Consider the following 23,433-nt stretch of genomic DNA (forward strand, 5'->3'; position numbering starts at 1 on the left):
TATCAGACGGGGGAGTGATAGAGGGAATCCTAGGGGCCGAAGCGGCGTGTCATCGAGCTTATGCGGGTTTGATCTGGAGAATGTGCCCTCATTCGAGTGGCTAACTCTCCGCACTCTTGCCACTCGAACGAGTTGTACCAGCGCCAACGCCCGCTGTCACACCACCCTTTGCACTGGTGTCACGTCCGCCCTTTTTGCCGGTCCCCGAGCCGCGCCCCGACCCGCCGCCGGAGCCGGATCCGCCGCCGGAGCCCGAAGCGGAATCAGAACCGGAATCGGTGTTGCCGGAGCCCGCCGGGGGCGCTGACGCGGCCCCCGGCGTCTCGAACGACTCCAGCGCCTCCAACACGTCCTGCACGCGGGAGATCTCCGCGTTGATGTCCTCCTGGCGCCGCATCAGCACATCCAGCTCGCGCTGCCCGGCCTCGACCGTGCGCCGTGCCTCCTCGGTCGCCTCGTCCCGCACCTGCTGCGCCTCGCGCAGCATCGCGGCCTTCCGCTGCTCGGCCTCCTTGAGCAGGCCCTCGGCCTTCTTGACGGCGGCGATCCGCACCTTGCCCGCCTCGGCGTCGGCATCCGCGCGCATCTCCTCCGCCTTCGCCCGCGCCTCCGCCAGCTGCTCCTCGGCGGCCTGTACGAGCTTGTCGCACCGCTCGCCCGCCGACTGCATCGCCTCGGCCGCCTCCCGGCGGGCCCGCTCGTGCAGCTCCTCGACCTCCGTCTCGATGCGGGTACGCAGCTCCTCGGCGCGCTCGCGGATCGCGCCGGCGTCGCTGCGCGCCTCCTCCAGCATGGTGTCCGAGTCGGAGCGCGCCTTCTCGACCAGCTCCCGGCCCTCGGCCCGCGCCTCGGTCACCAGCCGCTCCGACTCGGAGCGTGCGGCACCGACCATGGAGTCGGCCTGCTCCTCGGCGGCGGCCTGGGTACGCAGCGCCTCCTCCTGGGCCTTGGCGAGGAGTTGGTCGGCCTGTTCGGCGGCCTCGCCGCGCTTGGCGGCGGCCTGCTCGCGGGCCTCGTCCAGCAGCCGCTGGGCCTCCGCGCGGGCCTCCTCGCCGACCCGCTCGGCCACGGCGCGGGTCTCCTCGCTGAACCGCTCGGCCTTGGCCCGCAGCTCGCCGCCGACCCGCTCGGCCTCGGCGCGGGTCTCCTCGCTGAACTGTTCGGCCTCCGCGCGGGTGTCCCGGCTGAACTGCTGGGCCTCGGTGCGGGTCTCCTCGCTGAACTGCTGGGCCTCGGTGCGGGTCCGGTCGGCCTCCTCCTGGGCCTTGGCGAGCAGTTGGTCGGCCTGTTCGGCGGCCTCGCCGCGCTTCTTCGCGGCCTGCTCGCGGGCCTCGTCCAGGACCCGCTCGGCCTCCGCGCGGGCCTCGTCGCTGACCCGCTGCGCGTCGGCCCGGGTACGCTCCGACTCCGCCATCGCGTCCGAAACGGTCCGCTCGGCCAGCGACTTGGCGGCCTCGGCCTCCTCCTGGGCCTCGCGGCGCAGCGTCTGCGCCGCGAGCTCGGCGGCCGACCGCAGTCCGGCGATCTCCTCCTCGGCCTCGGCGCGCAGTCCCGAGACGGAGTCCCGTACCTGCTGCGCCGTCTCCTCGGCCGACGCCACGAGTTCGGCCGCGCGCCGCTCGGCCTCCTCGGTCAGCCGCTCGGCCTCCTCGTGGGCCTCGGCAACCCGCTTGCGGGCCGCCGCCAGCAACTCCTCGCTCTGCTCGCGGGCCTCGGTGCGCTCCTGGTGCGCCTCCTCGCGGGCCGCGGTCAGCAGCTCCTCGGCCTCGCGCCGGCGGCGGGCCGCCTCCTCCTGGGCCGCGCTGAGCGCCTCGGCGGCCTCCGCGTTGGTGCGCTCGGCCGCCGCGTCCGCCTCGGCGCGCACCCGGTCGGCCGTCGACTGGGCCTCCTCGCGCAGCCGTTCGGCCTCCGCCGCCGCCTCGCTGCGCAGCTGGACGGCGACCGACTCGCCCTCCGCGCGGGCCTGCGAGGCGTCCGAGGCGGCCTCCGTGCGCAGCCGCTCGGCCTCTTCCTCGGCCTGCTCGCGCAGCGTACGAACCCGCTCCGCCGTCTCCGAGCGCAGCCGCTCGACCTCCGTGCGGGCCTCGTCCCGCAGCCGCTCGGCCTCCGTGCGGGCCTCGGTCAGACCGGTCTCGGCCTCCGCCAGCTTGGCCTCGGCCTCCTCGCGCAGCCGCGTCGCCTCCGCCTCGGCCTCGGCCTCGCGCTCGCGGGCCGCCTGCTCGGCCTCCTCGCGGGTGCGCCGCGCGGCCTCCTCCGCCTCGTCCCGGGCCTGCTCGGCCTGCTCCTCGGCCTGCGTGCGCAGCTCCTCGGCCTCCGCACGGGCCCGCTCCAGCGCCTCCTCGGCCTGCTTGCGCAGCGCCGTGGCCCGCTCGATGGCCTCCGTACGCACCCGCTCGCTCTCCGTGGCGGCGTCCGTACGGGTCTCCTCGGCGTCGGCCTTGGCCTTGCCCAGCAGCTCCTCGGCGCGGTTGGCGGCTTCCTCGATCTGCTGGACGGCGTCGCGGCGGGCCTCGCCGCGGATCTTCTCGCCCTCCTCGACCGCCTCGGCCCGCAGCTGCTCGGCCTCGCCGCGCAGCCTGCGCGCCTCCTCCTGGAGCTCGACCGTCCGTTCCCGGTACTCCTTGGTGTCGTCCTTGGCGGCGCCCTTGAGCTGCTCGGCCACATCGTGTGCCTCGGCCCGCAGCCGGTCGGCCTCCTCCTCGGCCTCCCGGCGCAGCCGCTCGGCCTCCTCGGCGGCCGACTTCGTGGTGGCCTTGGCCTCCTCGGACGCCCGGTTGAGCACGTCCTCCGCGGTACGGGCCGCCTCCGCGAGCTGGTTCGCGGACTCCTCGGCGGTGGTGGTGCGGGCCTTCTCCCGGGCCTCGGCGATCATCCGCTCGCCCTCGGCCCTGGCGTCCTCGCGCAGCTGCTCCGCCTCGGCCTTGATCGCCTCGGCGTCCTTGGTGGCCTGGCCGACCAGCCGCGCCACCTCGGCCTTGGCCGTACGGGTGCGCTGCTCGTTCTCCGACTCGGTGTCCGCGAGCCGCTTGCCGGCCTCTTCCTCGGCCTCCTGGAGCTTGTCGGTCGCCTTCTGCCGGGCCTCGCGCAGGGCCTCCTCGGCCTCGCGCATCCGCTCCTCGGCGCGGCGCACCAGCTCGGCGGACTCGCGCCTGCTGGCCTCCACCTCGCCGGCGGTGGAGGTACGCAACTGCTCGGCGTGGTCGGTGGCCTCCTGCGCCTGTGTGGAGGCCGCGTTCAGCAGCCGCTCCGCGTCCGCGCGGGCCCGCCGCAGGATCGACTCGGCCTCGCTGCGGGCCTGCTCGGCCTCCGCGTTCAGCCGCTGCCGCGACTCCTCCGTGAGCCGCTGCGCCTCGGCCCGGGCGCGGGTCAGGGACTGCTCGGCCTCCGCCCGGGTCTCCTCCATGAGCCGGCGGGCCTGCTGCTCGGTGCGGGCCCGCAGTTGCTCGGCCCATGCCACGTTCTCGTTGACGTGGTTCTCCACCGTGGCGCGGCGCTCGGCCAGCTCCTGGTCGAGCTGCTGGCGGCGGCGTACCGCCTCGGCGTGCAGCTCGGCCTCCAGCCGCGACTGCTGCTCGGCCTGCTCCTGGAGCAGCCGCTGGGTCTGGGCGCGCGCCTCCCGCAGCTCCCGCTCGGCGTCGGCGCGCATCTGATCGGCCTGCAGCTGGGCGTTGCGGAGCAACTGTTCGGCCTGGTGGGAGAGGTTGTCGTACCCCGCCGGGCGCGTGGCCAGGGCGCGGCGCGCCTCGTGCAGCTTGGCGCGCAGCACTTCGACCTGGTAGCCGAGGTCGTCGGCATGCTCGACGGCCTTCTCCCGCTCCTTCTTCAGCCGCTCCATCTCGGCCTCGAACTGCGAGAGGTGATCGTCAGCCTCGTAGCGGTCGTAGCCCCGCACTGCGCGGTCCCATCCGTCCCCTGGTAGTCGTGGAGATGATCCGAGCCCTCTCCCCGGACTTGCTTGGACACGTCTCCCGGAAATGGTGTCAGATCATCGGCGGAACGTGGACCGAGCCCCCAGCCCGGAGATCTCTGTAACGGGTGGGGAGGGCCCGCCCCGGCCGAATGCCCACTCTACCGGGCCTGGAAGCCGACGTCAGTGGTCCGTTGGTGCCGCAGTGGTCAATGGGGCGCGGGGTCAGTGCGTCTGCTGGTCGCCGGGTGTTGCCGAGGTCACCAGTTCGGTGAGCACTCCATGACAGTCCTTCGGGTGCAGAAAGGTGATCCGCGAGTCCATGGAGCCCCGGCGGGGCTCGTCGTACAGGACGCGGACACCCTTGTCGCGGATGGCCTCCGAATCGCCGTCCACGTCCTGGGTGCCGAACGCGATGTGGTGGACGCCCTCGCCGTTCTTGGCCAGCCACTTGCCCACCGCCGAGTCCTCCCGGATGGGCTCCAGCAGCTGGAGGTAGGACGCCTGGCCGTCGTCCGTGCCGTTGATCCGCAGCATGGCCTCGCGAACGCCCTGCTCCTGGTTGACCTCGGTGTGGAACACCTGGAAGCCATAGGTGCGAGAGTAGAAATCGACGGTGGCTTCGAGGTCCCGGCAGGCGATTCCGATGTGGTCGATACGCGTCAGCATGGGAACAGTGCAGCGCTCCGAGTGCGGTTACGCAACGTGCGCACGGTCACACTCACCGACCGGTGACCCGGGCTGGTACCGCTCAGTATCTTGAGTGGTAACCCTCGTTAACTTCCCCTCGGAAGGGAACCCCTCATGACTGCCACCTCCTCGAGCAGCACCACCTCCTCAGTGATCGTCGCGGGCGCCCGTACGCCCATGGGGCGGCTGCTCGGCTCGCTGAAGTCCTTCTCCGGTGCGGACTTGGGAGGGTTCGCCATCAAGGCGGCACTGGAGCGGGCCGGGATCGGCGGGGACCAGGTCGAGTACGTGATCATGGGCCAGGTGCTCCAGGCCGGCGCCGGTCAGATCCCCGCGCGCCAGGCGGCGGTCAAGGCCGGCATCCCGATGAACGTCCCGGCACTGACCGTGAACAAGGTGTGCCTCTCCGGACTCGACGCCATCGCGCTCGCCGACCAGCTGGTGCGCGCGGGCGAGTTCGACGTCGTCGTCGCCGGTGGTCAGGAGTCCATGACCAACGCCCCGCACCTGCTGCCCAAGTCCCGCGAGGGCTACAAGTACGGCGCTTTGGAGGTGCTCGACTCCATGGCGCACGACGGCCTCACCGACTCCTTCGAGGGCATCGCCATGGGCGCCTCCACCGAGAAGCACAACACCCGGCTGGGCATTCCGCGCGACGTCCAGGACGAGATCGCGGCGCGCTCCCACCAGCGGGCCGCCGCCGCGCAGCGCGACGGGCTCTTCGCCGCGGAGATCACTCCCGTCGAGATTCCGCAGCGCAAGGGCGAGCCGGTGCTCTTCTCCGAGGACGAGGGCATCCGGGGCGACTCGACCGCCGAGTCGCTGGGCAAGCTGCGGCCCGCGTTCGCGAAGGACGGGACGATCACCGCGGGGTCGTCCTCGCAGATCTCCGACGGTGCCGCGGCGGTCGTCGTGATGAGCAAGGCCAAGGCCGAGGAGCTCGGCGTCGAGTGGATCGCCGAGATCGGCGCCCACGGCAACGTCGCCGGCCCCGACAACTCCCTCCAGTCCCAGCCCTCCAACGCCATTCAGCACGCGCTGAAGAAGGAGGGGCGCGCCGTGGAGGACCTCGACCTGATCGAGATCAACGAGGCGTTCGCAGCCGTGGCGCACCAGTCAATGAAGGACCTCGAAGTCGGCCCCGAAAAGGTGAATGTGAACGGCGGGGCCATCGCCCTGGGGCACCCCATCGGCATGTCCGGGGCGCGTATCGTGCTCCACCTCGCGCTGGAGCTGAAGCGTCGCGGGGGCGGCCTGGGCGCCGCTGCCCTGTGCGGGGGCGGCGGGCAGGGCGACGCCCTGATCATCCGCGTCCCGTAGCAGCGGACACGACGAACGAGGCAGGAGAGGTCACCCGGCGGCGCCCCGCCGGCTCGGCGGCCCAGGGGCGAGGGCCACGGCCCGTGAGAGAGGAAGCGGTCTGAGATGGCGGATGTCGCAGCATTGGTGGCGCGGGCCCGGGAGGGGGCGCCCCGCGCGGTGGCGCGGTTGATCTCCCTCGTCGAGGGGGCCTCTCCCCAGCTCCGCGAGGCCATGGCGGCCATAGCCCCGCACTGCGGCAACGCCTATGTGGTGGGGCTGACCGGCTCCCCGGGGGTCGGCAAGTCCACCACCACCTCGGCGCTGGTCAGTGCGTACCGGGCGCAGGGCAGGCGGGTCGGGGTGCTGGCCGTGGACCCGTCCTCGCCGTTCTCGGGCGGTGCGCTGCTCGGTGACCGGGTCCGGATGGGGGAGCACGCCTCGGACCCGGGGGTCTACATCCGCTCGATGGCCACCCGGGGCCACCTCGGCGGCCTGGCCTGGGCCGCGCCGCAGGCGATCCGGGTGCTGGACGCGGCCGGGTGCGACGTGGTGCTGGTCGAGACCGTGGGCGTCGGGCAGTCCGAGGTGGAGATCGCGGCGCAGGCCGACACCAGCGTGGTGCTGCTCGCGCCGGGTATGGGCGACGGTATCCAGGCGGCGAAGGCCGGAATCCTGGAGATCGGTGACGTCTATGTCGTCAACAAGGCCGACCGGGACGGCGCGGACGCCACCGTGCGCGAGCTGAACCACATGCTCGGTCTCGGTGAGGCCCGCCAGCCCGGCGACTGGCGGCCACCCGTGGTCAAGACGGTGGCCGCCCGTGCCGAGGGCGTGGACGAGATGGTCGCGGCGCTGGACAAGCACCGCGGCTGGATGGAGGAGCGGGGGGTGCTGGCCGAGCGCCGTGCGGCGCGGGCCGCGAAGGAGATCGAGACCATCGCGGTCACCACGCTGCGCCGGCGCATCGGCGAGCTGCGGGGCGGCAAACGGCTCGACGCGCTCGCCGAGCGTGTGGTCGGCGGGACGCTGGACCCGTACACGGCGGCCGACGAACTGGTCGAGGGCGTCACCGAGGGGTGACGCCCTGACCCGGACGGGTGAGGATGGTGCTGCGGCGGAGGGCTGCGGCCCTCAGTCGTCGTCGCCCTGCTCGGTCTCGTGGTGCAGGACCTTGCCGGAGGTGCCGTCGAGGGTGAGCTCGTGCTCCTTGCCCTTCTTGTCGACCGCGTCCGCCTCCCACCGGCCCTTGTCCCGGCCGTCGTCGTCCAGGCTGACGGAGGTGACGGAGCCCTTGGTCTCCTCGGCGGCCTTCTTGCCGACCTCGGCCGCGTCCAGCTTGGCGTGCCGGACGACGGAGCGGTCCTCGTCCTTGCGGGGGTCGACCCGGTTCTTGAGGACGTCGCCCTTGGTGGCGTCGATGTGCACGTCGTGCCACTTGTTGTCCTTGCCGAGGACGTCGGCCTCCCACACGAGCCGGTCGCCGTCGGTGTCCAGCTCCAGCTCGGTGATGCTGCCGGGGACCTCCTTCAGCACCGAGCGGGCCGCACGGTCGAGGGAGACGTCGGCGGCGCCGGTGTCCTCGGCCTTGTCGGCGCGGCCACCGTCGCGGTCGTCGCCCCGGTCGTCGTCGCTGTCACCGTGGTCGTCGTCGTGGTCGACCGTGCGCACGTCCGACCGGGACTGCGCCGCGGACGCCTGCTTGCCGTCCGTGCCGCCGTCGTGGGACGCGACCCCGAAGGCGGTCGCCGTACCACCTCCGACCAGGGCGGCGGCGGTGACGGTTGCGATGATGACCTTGCGCTTCATGACGTTCGACTCCTCGGGTCGTTCGCTGCTCTCGCTTTCGATGACTCCACGGTGGCCGACCATTGCTGAACGTAAGCTGAAGCTACCTGAAGCCCTCTTCAGCCGCGATTTGGCAGGGTTGCGGTGTGCGCCTATTGATCGTGGAGGACGAGCAGCGACTGGCCCGGTCGCTCGCCAGGGGCCTGATGGCCGAGGGCTTCGCCGTGGACGTCGTGCACGACGGCGCGGAGGGACTGCACACGGCGGTCGAGAACGAGTACGACCTGATCGTTCTCGACATCATGCTTCCCGGGATGAACGGGTACCGGGTCTGCGGCGCGCTGCGTGCCGCGGGCGACGAGACACCCGTGCTGATGCTGACCGCCAAGGACGGCGAGTACGACGAGGCCGAGGGGCTGGACACCGGTGCGGACGACTACCTCACCAAGCCGTTCTCCTATGTCGTGCTCCTGGCCCGGGTCCGTGCGCTGCTGCGTCGTCGTACGCGGGGCGCCAAGGCGGCCCTGCGGGTCGGTGAGCTGACCGTCGATCCCGCCGCGCAGCGCGTCACGGTGGGTGAGCGGGAGGTGGAGCTGACCGCCAAGGAGTTCTCCGTACTGGAGTATCTGGCGGTCCGCGCCGGGGAGGTCGTCGCCAAGACGGAGATCCTCGAACATGTGTGGGACTTCGCCTACGAGGGCGATGTGAACATCGTCGAGGTGTATGTGAGCGCCCTGCGGCGCAAGCTGGGGCCCGGCTGGATCGGTACGGTGCGCGGCGCCGGCTACCGGCTCGAGGACGGCACCGCGGGGGCCCGCCGTGCGTAGGGCGTCGGTACGGGTACGTGCCGCACTCGGTGCCACCGTCGTGGTGGCGCTGGCGCTCGTCGCCGCGGGGTTCTTCGTGGTGGCCACACTCCGCGGCGGGCTCGCCGACACGGCTCGGCTCAACGCGGAGAACGCGGCCCGCGGGACGGCCGCCCAGATCGCCGATGTGCCCGACACCGAGATCGCACAGGTGGACGGGCTGGACGGAGACGAGCCCGCGCAGGTGGTGGACGCGGACGGCAAGGTGCTGGGGGCGAGCGACCCGCTCAAGGGGCGCGGCCCGATGGCCGACTTCGCCCGCGCCGACCGGCCCGACGACGACGCCGGGGACGCAGGGGACGCCGAGGGGGCGGACGCCGACGCCGATGCCGACGACGCCGCGGACACCGACGACGGTGACAGCAGCGACAGCGCCGCCGCCGGCGGTGGTGCCGGCGGCCGGGCGGAGGTCGACACCGACAGCGAGACCAGGACCCTCACCTTCCCGGTGGACGACGACGGCGAGGTCACCTACGACAAGGAGGATGTCGTCGGGACCCAGGAGTTCAGCGTCGCCGCCGTCCAGGGCCGCACCATGGACGGCACACCCGTCACCGTCTACTCCGGCGCCTCTCTCGGAGCCCAGCAGGAGGCCGTCTCCACGGTGACCCGCTCCATGCTGTTCGGGCTGCCCGTGCTGCTGCTGGTCGTCGCCGGAGTGACCTGGCTGGTCACCCGGCGCGCCCTGCGGCCCGTCGAGGGCATCCGGCAGGAGATGAGCGCGATCACCGCCAGCACCGATCTGACCCGCCGCGTCCCGGAGCCGGACGCGCGCGACGAGGTCGCACGGCTGGCCCGTACGACGAATGAGACGCTCGCCGCGCTGGAGGCGTCCGTGGAGCGGCAGCGCAGGTTCGTCGCCGACGCCTCACACGAGTTGCGCAGCCCCATCGCCTCGCTGCGCACCCAGTTGGAGGTCGCCGCGGCCCACCCCGAACTGCTCGATCTGGACGAGGCGGTCGAGGACACCGTGCGGCTCCAGACGCTCGCCGCGGATCTGCTGCTGCTGGCCCGGCTCGACGCGGGGGAGCGGCCCGCCGAGGGGCGGGTCGCCCTGGACGCCCTCGTACAGGAGCATGTGGCCCAGCGGGTGGCGGATCCGCACCCGGTGCGGGTGGGAGCGCTGGAGTCCGGGGAAGTGCGCGGGTCGGCGGGCCAGTTGTCACGGGTGCTGGCGAATCTGCTGGACAACGCCCAGCGGCATGCCACCTCCCAGGTCTCGGTGGCCGTACGGCGGGAGGGCGACGGGCTCGCCCTCAGCGTCCAGGACGACGGCGAGGGGGTGCCCGAGGGGGAGCGGGAGCGGATCTTCGAGCGGTTCGTCCGGCTGGACGCCGCGCGCTCCCGGGACGAGGGCGGGGCCGGGCTGGGCCTGGCCATCGCCCGCGACGTGGCGGAGCGCCACGGCGGGTCCCTCCGGGTGGAGGGCCCCACCGGGGACGGGGCCCGCTTCGTGCTGCGGCTGCCGCTCGCCGACGGCTGACCGCGCCTCGGACGCCCGGCCCGCCCGGTCCCTACACCCGGCCCCGCTCGGTGCGCAGCTTCTCCGCGACGGGGCGGAGGGTGCGCTCCAGGTGGGTGAGGTCCGAGGGGGAGACGCTGTCGATGAAGTGGCGCCGCACCGAGGCGACATGGTGCGGGGCCACGGTGCGCATGGTGTCCCAGCCGTGCTCCGTGAGCACGGCGAACAGCCCCCTCTTGTCGGACTCGCAGGACTCGCGCCGCACCAGTCCGGCCTTCTCCATCCTCGTGATCTGGTGTGACAGACGGCTCTTGGACTGGAGCGTCGCGGAGGCGAGGTCGGTCATCCGCATCCGGTGCTCGGATGACTCCGAAAGGTTCACCAGTATCTCGTAATCGTTGAGGGTCAGCCCGAACGGCTGCAGGTCACGCTCCAGCTGGTAGCTGAGCAGCCTGCCGACGTCCAGGTGGGTGCGCCATGCGCGCTGCTCGTCCTCGGTGAGCCAACGGGTGCCGTCGTCGGTGTCCATACCGTGAGACTTTACCGAGGCTCGCACACACGTGCTTACGCGGCGTGGCGTAAAGATGTCGCAGCGTTGTCGGCTCGCCTCCTGAAGAGGACGAGGGCGAGGGTGAGGACGACTGCGGGGGCCGGGGTCAGAGCCCGAAGCGCCGCTGCAGGCTGCCGAACTGGCCCGGAAGCTGCGGACGCTGCTGTCCGCCGTGTCCGCCCTGTCCGCCCTGGCCGCCGCCCGGCACCCCCGCCTGCTGCGGTACGGCACCGGCGTCGCGCTCGGCCATGACCACCTCGGAGGACTGGATCAGTACGGTGCCCTCGCCGACGAACTCGAACTGGTGCTCCTCGCCCGAGGTGCCCCCCATCCCCGTCATGGCGCGCAGACCGCCCATGACGCCCTTGAGGTACTGGTGGTCGTAGTGGTGGCAGGGCGAGGGGCAGTCGGCCCAGCCGACCAGCGCCTGCGGGTCCACCCGCACCGGCGGCTGAACGAAGTGCACCTCCCCGTTGGAGGCGGCCACGAAGGAGCCCGTACCGATCAGGGTGAGGAAGCCCGGGACGATCGACTGCTTCAGCGAGAGAGAGGGCTCGAAGGCGAGCAGATTGCCCGACCGCACGGTCAGGTTGCCGTCCTGCAGATCGTAGGAGTTGACGTCGAAGGCGCGGTCGGCCAGCAGCAGCTTGCCCCGCCCCTGCGCGACGACCCAGTCCGAGGCGTGCAGCGGCGAGTGGAAGCTGCTCGCCACCAGCCGGTCCAGCGGACCGTGCCCGATGCCGTGAAAGTCGATCTGCCCGTAGTAGGCGATCATCTTCCCCTTCTGCAGGAACCACTGGCCGTCCAGCTCGACGGAGAAGGCGTAGGGATTGACGTTGTCGTTCGCGGGCAGCGTCGTCGCGTCGTACACGCGGTAGCCGTCCCCTGCGGCCCCCTGCGGCTGGGACATCACAGCTTCTCCTCACTGGCCTGCACGAAAACGGCCCCGTTGCCGGACAGTTCGAGCTGGAACGCCTCGCCCGAGCCGCGCCCCACCATGTCGCGCCAGCCCAGCGCCGAGGACAGTTTGTTGCGTACGTCGCCGAAGTGCGCGACGTACGCCTGCGGGTCGACGTGGACGGGGCGGCCGGGGGTGATGGGCAGCTGGATGATGCCGCCGTGCGCCATGACGGCCGCCGCGCCCTTGCCCGACAGCGTGGTGGTGAACAGGCCCTGGCCGGAGACCTGGCCGCGCACCATGCCCATCACCCCGCCGTCCCTGCCGAGGAAGAGGGTGCCCTGCTGCAGGCTGCCGTCGAAGGCGAGGAGGCGGTCGGCCTCCACACACAGGGTGTCGCCGTCCAGGTTGATCACCTGGACGTGGTGGCCGCCGTGGCCGAACATCACGGTCCCGTCGCCCTCGACCGTCATCAGCGGTGCGGCCTCGCCCGCCACCCGGCGGCCGATCATCGACATCAGACCGCCCTGGCCGCCCTGCATGTTGGGGGTGAAGGTCACCTCGCCCTGGTAGCCGACCATCGCGCCGCGCTGGCTGAACATCCGCTGACCCGGCACCACCCGGGCCTCGACGAGCTTGCCGGACAGCTCCCGGAACGGCATCAGACCTCTCCTCCCAGCGTGTTGCGCTCGCTCGGCTGCACGTACACCACGCCCTCGCCCTCGAAGCGGATCTGGAACGCCTCTCCGGAGCCCTCCCCCATCAGCGTGCGGAAGTTCACCCCGGTCTGGAAGCTCTGCCGCAGGTTCCCCTGGTGCGCGACATAGGCGCCCGGGTCCACCTGGAGCGGGGTCTGCGAGGTGACCCGCAGCAGCACCGCGGGACCGTCCGACATCAGCGCTGCCTGGCCGGTCCCCTCCACGGATGTGGTGAACAGGCCGTTGCCCTGGGAGGCGCCGCGCAGCCCGGTGAAGCTGGTGCCGGTGCGCAGGCCGCCGTCCGTGCACAGCAGATTGCTCGCCTCGACGTGCAGCTTCTCGCCGTTCAGCGAGACGAGGCTGATGTCGGCGGCCCGGTCGGCGAAGTAGCAGGTGCCCTGCCCCTTCACCTCCATCACCGTCAGCTGTTCCCCGGTGAGCCGGCGCGTGACCATGCCGCGCATGCCCTCGCCGCCGCCGCTCATCTTCTTGAACGCCATCTCGCCGTCGTAGGCGACCATCGAGCCGTTCTTCGCCTTGACCGCGTCGCCGCCACCGCCGAGCGTGACGGCCAGTACTTTGCTGCTCTCGAGTCGGAACTGAGCCACGCGACGAACCTACCCTGCGGGCCGTGATCGAGTGCAGGGCTGCCACAATGGCAGGAGCTTGTGCGTTCCTTCACAAACCAACGACAACCGATCGACGACACACGATCTGAGGACCTGCCGTGGCCATACTGGAAACTCCTAGCGGCCTGCCGCCCAAGGCGGTCTCCGCCCTGCGCCGTCTGCGACTCACCTCGGTGCCCGAGGGGGTCTCCTTCCTCGTCCTGCTGGTCTGCTCCGTGCTCAAGCGGACCACGGACTTCAACGCCGTGCCGGTGATGGGCGCCGTCCACGGCATCCTGTTCATCCTCTATGTGATCTTCTGGGCCGACGCCTGGAACCGGATCAAGTGGCCGTTCGGCCGGGCCGCGCTCTACTTCGTCCTCTCCGTGCTGCCGACCGGCGGCTTCTTCGCGGACAAGATGCTGCGCAAGGAGGAGGAGGCCGGCGTCATCGCCGCGCGTGCTCGCAAGGAGCAGACCTCGACGGTGAGCAGCGGCTCAAGCGCGGTCAACTCGTGATCGTCGCCTTCTCGGTCACCCCGCTCGGCGTCGGCGAGGACGTGGGGGAGTACGTCGCCGACGCCGTGCGTGTGGTCCGCGAGTCGGGGCTGCCGCACCGTACGGACGCCATGTTCACCTCGCTGGAGGGCGAGTGGGAGGAGTGCATGGACGTGGTGCGGCGGGCCGTCGCGGCGGTCGAGGCACGGGCTCCGCGCGTCTCGCTCGTCCTGAAGGCCGACATCCGTCCCGGCGTCGTCGACGGCCTCACCTCGAAGGTCGCCACGGTCGACCGGTATCTGGGCGAGGACTGAGCGGCGCGGCGGGAGGCGCCCGGCCCGGTGCGGAGCGCCCGCGGAGCGGGACGGCTTAGACCGGCACCTGACCGGCCGGTAGGGTCTTAGGGTGCCCAAGCCGCTCAGTCTGTCGTTCGACCCGATCGCCCGTGCCGATGAGCACTGGAAGCAGCGATGGGGCTCGGTGCCGTCCATGGCCGCGATCACCTCGATCATGCGCGCCCATCAGATCCTGCTGTCCGAGGTCGACGCGGTGCTCAAGCCGTACGGGCTGACGTTCGCACGGTACGAGGCGCTGGTGCTGCTCACCTTCTCGCAGAAGGGGGAGCTGCCCATGTCCAAGATCGGCGAGCGGCTGATGGTGCATCCCACGTCGGTGACCAACACCGTCGACCGGCTGCAGGCGGCGGGCTTCGTGGAGAAGCGGCCCAACCCCAACGACGGCCGGGGCACCCTCGCGGCGATCACGGACAAGGGCCGCGAGGTGTGCGACGCGGCCACCGAGGACCTGATGGCCATGGACTTCGGGCTCGGCGCCTACGGGACCGAGCAGCTCGACGAGATCTTCGACCTGCTGCGCCCGCTGCGGGTGGCGGCCGGGGACTTCACCGAGGGCCCCGGCCGCTGAGCGTGCCGACGGTGGGGGCCGCAGGGTGGTGAAAGGTCGCACCGAAGCGGCGGTTACGCTCGTTTTCATGAAACGAAGCGTGCTGACCCGCTACCGCGTCATGGCGTACGTCACCGCCGTGCTCCTCGTCCTGCTGACGCTCGGCATGATCGGCAAGTATCTGCTGGGTATGGACGGTGCCGAGGGCTTCACCAGCGTGGTCGGGATCGCACACGGCTGGCTCTACATCCTCTACCTGATCTTCGCCTTCGACCTCGGCCAGAAGGCGAAGTGGCCGCTGGGCAAGCAGATCTGGGTGCTGCTGGCGGGCACCGTGCCCACCGCCGCCTTCTTCGTCGAGCGCAAGGTCACCCGCGAGGTCGCGCCGCTGGTGGGGACCGCTGCACCCGTGGAGGCGTAGCCCTCTCAGGGGCTGCGCTTGCCCACCCTGCGCCTGGGGGTACCCCTGCTCGAAGAGCTCGGGGGAGCAGACGGCCCAAGCTTCGCGGGGTAACCATTCAGGGGCGTGGGGAACTGCGCTCCCCCAGCCGGACCCAGCACCCGACGGCGGGGTACCAGAACGTGTGCGGCCCCACATTGATGGCGGTGGTCATCGCTTTTACTTGGACGTCCTAGTAAATTCGGGGGTATGGATGCTGACGCCATCGCACAAGGCCGCCGCCGCTGGCAGGAGCGCTACGACTCCGCGCGCAAGCGGGACGCGGACTTCACCACGCTCAGCGGCGACCCCGTCGAGCCTGTTTACGGCCCCCGGGACGGCGACACCGTAACGGGGTTCGAGCGCATCGGATGGCCGGGTGAGTTCCCCTTCACCCGAGGGCTCTACCCGACCGGTTACCGGGGCAGGACCTGGACCATCCGCCAGTTCGCCGGGTTCGGCAACGCCGAGCAGACCAACGAGCGGTACAAGATGATTCTGGAGGCGGGCGGCGGCGGGCTGTCCGTCGCCTTCGACATGCCGACGCTCATGGGGCGCGACTCGGACGACCCGCGCTCACTGGGCGAGGTCGGCCACTGCGGCGTCGCCATCGACTCGGCCGCCGACATGGAGGTCCTCTTCCGGGACATCCCGCTCGGCGATGTCACCACCTCCATGACGATCTCCGGCCCCGCCGTACCCATCTTCTGCATGTACCTGGTCGCCGCCGAGCGGCAGGGCGTGGACCCGGCCGTGCTCAACGGCACCCTGCAGACGGACATCTTCAAGGAGTACATCGCACAGAAGGAGTGGCTCTTCCAGCCCGAGCCCCATCTGCGCCTCATCGGCGACCTGATGGAACACTGTGCGCACGGCATCCCCGCGTACAAGCCGCTGTCGGTCTCCGGCTACCACATCCGCGAGGCCGGGGCGACCGCCGCGCAGGAGCTCGCCTACACGCTGGCCGACGGGTTCGGCTACGTGGAACTGGGGCTCAGCCGCGGGCTGGACGTGAACACGTTCGCACCCGGCCTCTCCTTCTTCTTCGACGCCCACCTCGACTTCTTCGAGGAGATCGCCAAGTTCCGCGCAGCCCGCCGTATCTGGGCCCGCTGGCTGCGGGACGTGTACGGCGCCACCAGCGAGAAGGCGCAGTGGCTGCGCTTCCACACCCAGACCGCCGGTGTCTCGCTCACCGCGCAGCAGCCCTACAACAACGTCGTGCGCACCGCCATAGAGGCCCTCTCGGCTGTGCTGGGCGGCACCAACTCGCTGCACACCAACGCACTGGACGAGACGCTGGCGCTGCCCAGCGAACAGGCCGCCGAGATCGCGCTGCGCACCCAGCAGGTGCTGATGGAGGAGACCGGCGTCACCAATGTCGCCGATCCGCTGGGCGGCTCCTGGTACATCGAGGCGCTCACCGACCGGATCGAGGCCGACGCGGAGAAGATCTTCGAGCAGATCAAGGAGCGCGGTCGGCGCGCCGTGCCCGACGAGCGGCACCCCATCGGCCCGATCACCTCCGGCATCCTGCGCGGCATCGAGGACGGCTGGTTCACCGGCGAGATCGCCGAGTCCGCCTTCCGCTACCAGCAGGCGCTGGAGAAGAACGACAAGAAGGTCGTCGGCGTCAACTGCCACACCGGGTCGGTCACCGGGGACCTGGAGATCCTGCGGGTCAGCCACGAGGTGGAGCGCGAGCAGGTGCGGTCCCTCACCGACCGGCGGGCCGCGCGGGACGACGCGGCCGTGCGCGGCGCGCTCGCCACACTGGTGGAGGCCGCGCGCGGGGAGGGCAACATGATCGAGCCGATGCTGGAGGCGGTGCGGGCCGAGGCCACGCTGGGCGAGATCTGCGGAGCCCTGCGGGACGAGTGGGGCACCTACACCGAACCGCCGGTGTTCTGACCCGGCGCGGTGCGGGGCCGGGCCCTCCGGCCTCCACCGCGCGTCTCGTCGGCTGTCAGGGAGGCGGTGCACGAGCCTTCCCAAACGGGAAGTTCAAACTTTAACGTTCTTGACCATGACACCTCCTGTGGCGCCGCCCGGCTGGAGCAGGTGGCTGGTGCCGCCCGCCGCGCTCTCGGTGCACCTGTCGATCGGCCAGGCGTACGCCTGGAGCGTGTTCAAACCCCCGTTGGAGGAGGCCCTCCAGCTGTCGGGCACGCAAAGCGCGCTGCCCTTCCAACTGGCCATCGTGATGCTGGGCCTGTCCGCCGCGTTCGGCGGCACCCTGGTCGAACGGAACGGGCCGCGCTGGGCCATGACGGTGGCCCTGTGCTGCTTCTCCGCGGGTTTCCTCCTCTCCGCGCTCGGGGCCTGGAGCGAGCAGTACTGGCTGATCGTGCTCGGCTACGGCGGCGTGGGCGGCGTCGGGCTCGGCATCGGCTACATCTCGCCCGTCTCCACCCTCCTCAAGTGGTTCCCCGACCGGCCCGGCACGGCCACCGGCATCGCCATCATGGGCTTCGGCGGCGGCGCGCTGATCGCCTCGCCGTGGTCGGCGCAGATGCTGGAGTCCTACGGAAGCGGCCCCGGCGGCATCGCCGCCGCGTTCCTCACCCACGGACTGGTGTACGCGGTCTTCATGGCGCTGGGCGTGTTGCTGGTACGGGTGCCCGCGCCCGACCGGACCGAGGGGGCGGGCGCGTCGGTCGCGCCGGCGGCCACCTCCGGGCCGCAGGTCTCGGCCCGGCAGGCGCTGCGCACCCCGCAGTTCTGGTGCCTGTGGATCGTGCTGTGCATGAACGTCACCGCCGGGATCGGCATCCTGGAGAAGGCCGCACCGATGATCACGGACTTCTTCGCGGACACCTCGACCCCGGTCTCGGCCGCCGCCTCGGCCGGGTTCGTGGCGCTGCTGTCGGCGGCGAACATGGTGGGGCGCATCGGCTGGTCCGCCACCTCCGACCTGGTGGGCCGGAAGAACATCTACCGGGTCTACCTGGGCGTCGGCGCCCTGATGTACCTGGCCATCGCCCAGCTCGGTGACTCCTCCAAGCCGCTGTTCGTCCTCTGCGCGCTGGTGATCCTCTCCTTCTACGGCGGCGGCTTCGCCACCGTCCCGGCGTACCTCAAGGACCTGTTCGGCACCTACCAGGTCGGCGCCATCCACGGACGGCTGCTGACCGCGTGGTCCACCGCCGGGATCCTCGGCCCGCTGATCGTCAACTGGGTCGCCGACTCCCAGGAGTCCGCCGGCAAGAGCGGCCCGGGTCTGTACGGACTGTCGCTCACCATCATGATCGCGCTCCTGCTGGTGGGCTTCGTGGCCAACGAACTGGTGCGGCCCGTGCACGAACGTCACCATCTGCGGAAGGAGCCCGATGTCCAGCAGCGGCAGTCCGTCTGAGCGGCGTACCGGCCTGATCGTGCTGTCGTGGTGCTGGGTGGGCCTGCCGCTCGCGTACGGCGTCTACGAACTGGTCCGGAAGGCGACCCAGCTGTTCACCGGCTGAGGCGGCCTCTCGGCGCCTTCTCAGCCACGTGGGTGCTCTTCGGGCTGCGTATCGCCTTCGGAGGCGTCGCCGCCGGGCGCGGACGAGACGGTGCTCAGCCCCTCCAGCAGCAGTGTGGCGAACTGCCGGGCCCACGCCTCGTCGACGGGGCAGTCGCTCACCAGCGACCGGTGCACCACCGCTCCCGCGATCACATCGAAGATGAGGTCCACCACCCGGGCGGTCTCGGCCGCGTCGGGCGGATCGGGCGGCAGCTCTCCGCGCTGCTGCGCCCGGGACCGACCGTCGAGTACCAGCCGTTTCTGGCGGTCCACGATGGCCTCGCGGATCCGCGCCCGCAGCGCCTGATCGGTGGTGGACTCGGCCAGGACGGCCATCAGCGCGGTCTTGGTCTCCGGCCGGCGCAGCAGGGCCGCGAAGGAGAGCACGACGCCCTCCACGTCCGCCCGCAGGCAGCCCCTGTCGGGCAGTTCCAGTTCGTCGAAGAGGACGGCCACCGCGTCGAGGACGAGTTCGCTCTTGGCGGCCCAGCGCCGGTAGAGGGTCGTCTTGGCGACCCCGGCGCGATGGGCGACCTCGCCCATCGTCAGTCTGCTCCAGCCGACCTCGACCAGCGCGGCCCGGGTCGCGGCGAGAATCGCACGGTCGGCCGCGGCACTTCGCGGACGTCCGCGGCGTTGTGGGGAGGGCAGGGGGTCGGGGGCGGCCATGGGCCGACCCTACCGATCGGTATGGGTCGTGCATCGTGAGGTGGATCACCGGATGCCGGGGCGGGACGGCCTTGCGGGAGCGTGGGCCGCACAAGTTACGCTACGAGCCGTAGCGGAATGACCCCCGCGACAATCACACGCCGGGTGGGGACCTGGCGACCACTGCACACACGGCCGCGCGAAGGGGGGAGACTGGACCCATGCAGCCACGCAACATGTCCATGAGCGGTGTGGTCGACCTCGCCGCGGTGAAGGCGGCCGGTGAGGCCAAGCAGAAGGCGGAACAGGATCGGGCCCGGGCGGCGCAGGGGGACGGCGCGCCGGGACCGTCGGGTCTGGTGATCGACGTCGGTGAGGCCGACTTCGAGGCGGAGGTGCTCCAGCGCTCCGCCGAGGTGCCGGTCGTCATCGACTTCTGGGCGGAGTGGTGCGAGCCGTGCAAGCAGCTCTCACCGGTTCTGGAGCGGCTCACCCAGGAGTACGCGGGCCGGCTGCTGCTGGCCAAGATCGATGTCGACCAGAACCAGATGCTGATGCAGCAGTTCGGTGTCCAGGGCATCCCGGCGGTCTTCGCCGTGGTGGCCGGGCAGGCGCTGCCGCTGTTCCAGGGGGCGGCTCCCGAGCAGCAGATCCGTGCCACGCTGGATCAGCTCGTCCAGGTGGCCGAGCAGCGGTTCGGCATCACGGGTCTGCAGGGCGTCCCGCAGGAGGGTGACGCCGCCGAGCAGCCCGCCGAGCCGCAGGCGCCGGAGGACCCGGTGCTGGCCGCCGCGCAGCAGGCGCTGGACTCCGGCGATCTGCCCGGGGCGATCCAGGCGTACCGCAACAAGCTGGCGGACGAGCCCGCGAACGTGGAGGCGAAGGTCGGCCTGGCGATGGCCGAACTCCTCTCCCGGGTGCAGGACATGGACGCCCGGCAGGTCCGCAAGGACGCCGCCGACCGGCCCGAGGACGTGGCCGCACAGCTGAAGGTCGCGGACCTGGACATGGCGGGGGGCCATGTGGAGGACGCCTTCGGGCGATTGGTGGACACGGTGCGGCGTACGGCCGGTGAGGACCGGGACGCGGCGCGGGTGCGGCTCCTGGAGCTGTTCGAGGTGATCGGCCCGGAGGATCCGCGCGTGGTCACCGCGCGTGCGGCACTCGCTCGCGCGCTGTTCTGACCTGCCCGTACCGACGGTCACACACACGTCGCCACTCATTGATTTAGCGACAACGGCGGCCGCGCTTTGCCAAAACTTGGCAATCGCGGTCGCCGTTACTCATGGTTACGACATCTCGCGGAAACCTCCCGGCTTGCCCGGTTGATGCGGCTTGGAGCCCCACCCCTTCGGCGACCCTCCGTCGCCGTGCGGCACCCCCCGGCGGCCCTGGGGTTATCCAGCCGTTACTCGTAAGTAACGAACCCCCTTGTGCGGCGGGCTCAGATGGACCACGATCGGCCACGCTCGGTCCATCGCCCGCAGCCCGGCATCCATTCGGCGCCCGCGACGATGGGTCCCCACCGAGCGGACCGGCACCGCACCACCCGCACCACCACACACCCTTTCCACTCGCCGGTCCTCAGGACAGGGGGGTCCCTGCTCCACGGCAGGGCCTGTCCTTACAAAAGCAAGGTTGCGCGAGAGCGTGGCCCGTGGTTGTCGCTCGGGGGTGATCGCCGGCAGCTCGGACGTGACGTGCGTGAGAACGGCACGTACGACGTTGGCGTTCTCCGTTCCGAGGACGTAGCTCGTCTCCCTCCCCAGCCCCGTGGCCGGGAGGTACCCCCACGGCAGGAGCGGCCCGCTGAGACAGGCGGCACGGCTCTCCGAGCCGGAGATGTACGTCCGAGAAGGAGGAAAGTCATGGAGTCCCTGGCTCGTGGCGGGACCAGATGGAAGCGGTTCGCCGTCGTCATGGTGCCGAGCGTGGCCGCTACGGCAGCGATCGGCGTCGCCCTCTCGCAGGGTGCGCTGGCGGCGTCGTTCAGCGTCTCCGGCCAGCAGTTCAAGGTCACGGCGGACGAGCTGGACGGTACCGGCTTCGTTCAGTACGGCGCCCTCGACAGCACCGAGAAGGGCAAGAAGGCCGTCGCCGTCGTCGGCATGAACTCGGCGAAGATACGCAACCTTTGCCAGTCGGTCGTCGTCCCGGTGCCGGTCTTCGGCGATGTGTCGATGAAGCTCAGCGCCGGGCGTGCGGGCGGCCCCCGCGTCGAGGCCAAGAAGCTCTACATCGACGCCGACGATCTGCACACCAACGCGACGTTCAAGAACATCGACATCGGCGTCAGCGTGGACAAGACCACCAAGGGTCCTGGTCCGCACAAGGGCGACAGCTACGCCAAGGGCTCCTTCTCCCAGCAGGCGGAGAGCGTCCACTTCACCGACGTCAAGCAGCGCGCGTGGGCGACCACGGCCGGCACCTTCAAGCTCAGTGGTCTGCACATGAGCGTCAAGAAGGGCAAGCACGAGTGCTACTGACGTGAGCCTCCCTCGGGTGCGGGGAACGGGGACGCCCGCTCCGTCTCCCGCACTCCGCACCCGTAGGGTCCGCTCCACACAAGCAAGTTCTGTGCCAGTTCCGAGGAGCCCCGTACCCATGAGCGCCGACACGCGACAGAGTCTGACGACCGGATTCGGCCACAAGCGGCAGTCCTTCCGGCACTGGCGCGGCCAGCGCCCGTTCTGGGGCGGGATGCTGACGCTGCTGGCCGGCATCCCGATCATGTACGTCCCCTACCAGAACCTCACCCTGGGGTCCTTGACGATCCGGATGTCGACGACGGCGGGCGCGGGCTCGCTGATCATCGGCGTCCTGCTGGTCGTCCTCGGGCTGACCATGTGGTTCCAGCCCCACTCGCGGGTGTTCGCGGGCGTTGCCGCGATCCTGCTCGCGCTGGTCTCCCTCGTCGTGTCCAACTTCGGCGCCTTCCTGATCGGCTTCCTGCTCGGACTGATCGGCGGTGCGCTGGGCGTCTCCTGGGCTCCGGGCAAGCCGGTCGAGGCCGAACCCGCCGCGCGGGTCGAGCCCGCCGACCGTGTCGAGCAGGCCGAGCACCCCGCAGCGGACGCCGCCACGGACGCCGGGCCGGGGCCGGCGAGCGACAACACAGCAGTCTCTGGAGCGTCCCCCCGCCACGGGGTCGACGCGGACGACGGGAACGGGAGGCACCGTGCCGGGTGACGAGGTCCACGAGGGGGAGGGCGCGCGCACCGATGCCGCGCCCGGCGCCCGGGGAAGAACCGGTCCCCGGCACGCGGCCCCCAGAAAGCCGCTGCTGACCCGGTTCCATCTGCCCGCCGGCAAGGCGATAGCCCTGGCCGCGATGCCCTCGGCGGTCCTGATGGGCGTAGGCCTCACTCCGCAGCTCGCCAACGCCAAGCCGCTCCCGAAGAATCCGTTCAAGGGCGACTCCTGCGTCTCCATCTCGGAGCAGCAGGAGACCGAGAAGGAGAAGCAGGAGCGCAAGGAGCGGGCGGCGAAGCTCAAGGAGGACCTCGCCCGCGAGCAGGCCAAGCGCGAGAAGGCGGCCAAGGAGGCCGCCGAGAACGCCGGGAAGGGCGCCGACGACGCCAAGGAGAAGGCAGAGGGCGGCGCTTCCGGCGAGAAGCCCGGCGACACGACGCCCTCCGAGCGCTCCAGTGGCTCCTCCGGGAGTGCCAAGCCCTCCCCGTCGCCCTCGCCGTCCACCGGCTCCGACGACGGCTCGGCCGGCTCCCAGGACGACGAGGAGAACCCCTGGTACGACCCGCTGGGGGTCGGCAAGACGCTCGACGGTGTCCTCGACCCCGACAAGGACAAGGACGAGCCCGCCGACGAACCCTCCACCACACCCGGCCCCTCGACGGGCTCCGGCTCCGACTCGGGCTCCGGGTCCCAGGACGGCGACAAGTCCTCCTCGCCGAGCGGCGGTTCGGACAGCGGCAGCCGCAAGAGCAGCGGCGGCGAGCCGAAGGCCGACAGCTCCGAGGCGGACTCGGATTCGCGGTCCGCGAAGAAGGACGACAAGCCGGACACGTCCGCCAAGGACAGCGAGGACGGCAAGAGCGACAAGGACAGCAAGAGCGACGAGGACGGCAAGGACTCCGAGGGCCCCGGTGCCGACAAGAAGGACGGCACCGCACGCGACTACGACCCCGCCAAGGACGCGGGCAAGCCGTTCCCGTGCCCCGAGAAGATGAGCGTCGAGGGCAAGGACGAGCAGACCCCCGCGCAGATCCCGTACGACCCCTGGTACCTGGAAGCCTCCTCCCTCACCCTCAAGGGCCTCGACTACGAGGGCGTCGTCAACATCAAGATGCCCAACGGCAAGACCAAGCAGGCCCTCAAGTTCACCGCCGACGCGCTGGACATCGGCGACCTGCACCAGACCGTCAAGGCCGACGGCGTCACCTACCACGTGCAGGCGGCCGAGGGCTCCACCTCCACCATCCGCGGTGGCAAGGTGACGATGTACACCGAGGAGCTGAAGGGCAATCTGTTCGGGCTGATCCCGATCACCTTCTCCCCCGAGACCCCGCCGCCGATCAATGTGCCGTTCGCCTACTTCACCGATGTCTCGGTGACCCAGGCCGGGCAGTTCGGCGGCACCCTCACGGTGCCGGGACTGCACCAGTACGTCAGCAGATAGGCCGCGGCGGCAGTCGGCGGCGACCCGCGAACAACCCCCTCA

At 71.0% G+C, this 23,433-nt stretch carries 23 protein-coding genes; 15 read left to right on the plus strand and 8 right to left on the minus strand.

Annotation, left to right across the window (positions count from 1 at the left end; translation table 11 throughout):
• Nucleotides 1-100: 100 nt before the first annotated feature.
• Nucleotides 101-3,892 carry a polarized growth protein Scy gene (gene scy / locus JW613_RS12810; RefSeq protein WP_209210901.1) on the minus strand — a complete coding sequence of 1,264 codons (3,792 nt, stop codon included), beginning with the start codon at nucleotides 3,890-3,892 and terminating at the stop codon, nucleotides 101-103.
• A gap of 240 nt (nucleotides 3,893-4,132) precedes the next feature.
• The gene (gene mce / locus JW613_RS12815) at nucleotides 4,133-4,576 is read right to left on the minus strand and encodes a methylmalonyl-CoA epimerase (RefSeq protein WP_209210902.1); all 444 of its coding nucleotides are present in this window, start codon (nucleotides 4,574-4,576) and stop codon (nucleotides 4,133-4,135) included.
• Nucleotides 4,577-4,711: 135 nt separating this feature from the next.
• Between mce and JW613_RS12820 the strand changes: the two genes are divergently transcribed.
• On the plus strand, nucleotides 4,712-5,917 hold the full coding sequence (locus tag JW613_RS12820) for an acetyl-CoA C-acetyltransferase (protein WP_209210903.1): 1,206 nt from the start codon (nucleotides 4,712-4,714) through the stop codon (nucleotides 5,915-5,917).
• A 105-nt stretch (nucleotides 5,918-6,022) separates the two neighbouring features.
• Nucleotides 6,023-6,979: a methylmalonyl Co-A mutase-associated GTPase MeaB gene (meaB, locus tag JW613_RS12825; protein WP_209210904.1), complete on the plus strand. Its 957-nt coding sequence runs from the start codon at nucleotides 6,023-6,025 to the stop codon at nucleotides 6,977-6,979.
• A gap of 51 nt (nucleotides 6,980-7,030) precedes the next feature.
• Here the strand turns inward: meaB and JW613_RS12830 are convergent, their stop codons facing one another.
• On the minus strand, nucleotides 7,031-7,705 hold the full coding sequence (locus tag JW613_RS12830; RefSeq protein WP_209210905.1) for a PepSY domain-containing protein: 675 nt from the start codon (nucleotides 7,703-7,705) through the stop codon (nucleotides 7,031-7,033).
• Between the two features lie 125 nt (nucleotides 7,706-7,830).
• On the opposite strand from JW613_RS12830, the gene JW613_RS12835 reads away from it, so the two are divergent.
• Nucleotides 7,831-8,511, plus strand: coding sequence for a response regulator transcription factor (locus tag JW613_RS12835; RefSeq protein ID WP_209210906.1), 681 nt, complete (start codon nucleotides 7,831-7,833; stop codon nucleotides 8,509-8,511).
• The gene (locus JW613_RS12840) at nucleotides 8,504-10,033 is read left to right on the plus strand and encodes a sensor histidine kinase (RefSeq protein ID WP_209210907.1); all 1,530 of its coding nucleotides are present in this window, start codon (nucleotides 8,504-8,506) and stop codon (nucleotides 10,031-10,033) included. Before JW613_RS12835 ends, JW613_RS12840 begins: the two co-directional genes overlap by 8 nt.
• A 31-nt stretch (nucleotides 10,034-10,064) precedes the next feature.
• On the opposite strand, the gene JW613_RS12845 is transcribed toward JW613_RS12840, so the two are convergent.
• From JW613_RS12845 to JW613_RS12860, 4 genes are all read right to left on the minus strand, one after another.
• Nucleotides 10,065-10,541: a MarR family winged helix-turn-helix transcriptional regulator gene (locus JW613_RS12845; RefSeq protein WP_209210908.1), complete on the minus strand. Its 477-nt coding sequence runs from the start codon at nucleotides 10,539-10,541 to the stop codon at nucleotides 10,065-10,067.
• A gap of 127 nt (nucleotides 10,542-10,668) precedes the next feature.
• A complete protein-coding gene (locus JW613_RS12850; protein ID WP_209210909.1) occupies nucleotides 10,669-11,472 on the minus strand; it encodes an AIM24 family protein in 804 nt (267 codons plus the stop codon).
• A complete protein-coding gene (locus tag JW613_RS12855; RefSeq protein ID WP_209210910.1) occupies nucleotides 11,472-12,122 on the minus strand; it encodes an AIM24 family protein in 651 nt (216 codons plus the stop codon). Before JW613_RS12855 ends, JW613_RS12850 begins: the two co-directional genes overlap by 1 nt.
• The gene (locus JW613_RS12860) at nucleotides 12,122-12,766 is read right to left on the minus strand and encodes an AIM24 family protein (RefSeq protein WP_209210911.1); all 645 of its coding nucleotides are present in this window, start codon (nucleotides 12,764-12,766) and stop codon (nucleotides 12,122-12,124) included. The genes JW613_RS12855 and JW613_RS12860 overlap by 1 nt, the downstream gene beginning before the upstream one ends.
• Before the next feature lie 119 nt (nucleotides 12,767-12,885).
• Between JW613_RS12860 and JW613_RS12865 the strand changes: the two genes are divergently transcribed.
• The 7 genes from JW613_RS12865 (at nucleotide 12,886) to JW613_RS36345 (ending at nucleotide 18,066) form a co-directional block, all read left to right on the plus strand.
• Nucleotides 12,886-13,284 carry a DUF3817 domain-containing protein gene (locus JW613_RS12865; protein WP_209210912.1) on the plus strand — a complete coding sequence of 133 codons (399 nt, stop codon included), beginning with the start codon at nucleotides 12,886-12,888 and terminating at the stop codon, nucleotides 13,282-13,284.
• The gene (locus JW613_RS12870) at nucleotides 13,281-13,577 is read left to right on the plus strand and encodes an MTH1187 family thiamine-binding protein (protein WP_099884328.1); all 297 of its coding nucleotides are present in this window, start codon (nucleotides 13,281-13,283) and stop codon (nucleotides 13,575-13,577) included. Before JW613_RS12865 ends, JW613_RS12870 begins: the two co-directional genes overlap by 4 nt.
• A 91-nt stretch (nucleotides 13,578-13,668) precedes the next feature.
• Nucleotides 13,669-14,187, plus strand: coding sequence for a MarR family winged helix-turn-helix transcriptional regulator (locus JW613_RS12875; protein ID WP_209210913.1), 519 nt, complete (start codon nucleotides 13,669-13,671; stop codon nucleotides 14,185-14,187).
• A 67-nt stretch (nucleotides 14,188-14,254) separates the two neighbouring features.
• Entirely contained in the window at nucleotides 14,255-14,587 is a 333-nt protein-coding gene (locus tag JW613_RS12880) for a DUF3817 domain-containing protein (RefSeq protein ID WP_209210914.1), read from the plus strand.
• Nucleotides 14,588-14,815: 228 nt separating this feature from the next.
• Nucleotides 14,816-16,516 (plus strand): coenzyme B12-dependent isobutyryl-CoA mutase large subunit, encoded by a 1,701-nt coding sequence (gene icmA / locus JW613_RS12885; protein WP_209210915.1) that lies wholly within the window; start codon nucleotides 14,816-14,818, stop codon nucleotides 16,514-16,516.
• Between the two features lie 115 nt (nucleotides 16,517-16,631).
• The gene (locus JW613_RS12890; protein ID WP_209210916.1) at nucleotides 16,632-17,960 is read left to right on the plus strand and encodes an OFA family MFS transporter; all 1,329 of its coding nucleotides are present in this window, start codon (nucleotides 16,632-16,634) and stop codon (nucleotides 17,958-17,960) included.
• Nucleotides 17,935-18,066 (plus strand): MFS transporter small subunit, encoded by a 132-nt coding sequence (locus JW613_RS36345; RefSeq protein WP_280635150.1) that lies wholly within the window; start codon nucleotides 17,935-17,937, stop codon nucleotides 18,064-18,066. Before JW613_RS12890 ends, JW613_RS36345 begins: the two co-directional genes overlap by 26 nt.
• 20 nt (nucleotides 18,067-18,086) lie before the next feature.
• Here the strand turns inward: JW613_RS36345 and JW613_RS12895 are convergent, their stop codons facing one another.
• The gene (locus tag JW613_RS12895) at nucleotides 18,087-18,776 is read right to left on the minus strand and encodes a TetR/AcrR family transcriptional regulator (protein ID WP_209210917.1); all 690 of its coding nucleotides are present in this window, start codon (nucleotides 18,774-18,776) and stop codon (nucleotides 18,087-18,089) included.
• A gap of 200 nt (nucleotides 18,777-18,976) precedes the next feature.
• Here JW613_RS12895 and JW613_RS12900 point away from each other — a divergent pair, with 200 nt between their 5' ends.
• From JW613_RS12900 to JW613_RS12915, 4 genes are all read left to right on the plus strand, one after another.
• Nucleotides 18,977-19,939 carry a tetratricopeptide repeat protein gene (locus JW613_RS12900; RefSeq protein ID WP_099884339.1) on the plus strand — a complete coding sequence of 321 codons (963 nt, stop codon included), beginning with the start codon at nucleotides 18,977-18,979 and terminating at the stop codon, nucleotides 19,937-19,939.
• Between the two features lie 684 nt (nucleotides 19,940-20,623).
• The gene (locus JW613_RS12905) at nucleotides 20,624-21,241 is read left to right on the plus strand and encodes a DUF6230 family protein (RefSeq protein WP_209210918.1); all 618 of its coding nucleotides are present in this window, start codon (nucleotides 20,624-20,626) and stop codon (nucleotides 21,239-21,241) included.
• A gap of 118 nt (nucleotides 21,242-21,359) precedes the next feature.
• Nucleotides 21,360-21,944 (plus strand): DUF6114 domain-containing protein, encoded by a 585-nt coding sequence (locus tag JW613_RS12910; RefSeq protein ID WP_209210919.1) that lies wholly within the window; start codon nucleotides 21,360-21,362, stop codon nucleotides 21,942-21,944.
• Nucleotides 21,934-23,391, plus strand: coding sequence for a hypothetical protein (locus tag JW613_RS12915; RefSeq protein WP_209210920.1), 1,458 nt, complete (start codon nucleotides 21,934-21,936; stop codon nucleotides 23,389-23,391). The genes JW613_RS12910 and JW613_RS12915 overlap by 11 nt, the downstream gene beginning before the upstream one ends.
• Nucleotides 23,392-23,433 lie beyond the last annotated feature (42 nt).

This window comes from Streptomyces smyrnaeus, from assembly GCF_017676345.1.
Classification (GTDB): domain Bacteria; phylum Actinomycetota; class Actinomycetes; order Streptomycetales; family Streptomycetaceae; genus Streptomyces; species Streptomyces smyrnaeus.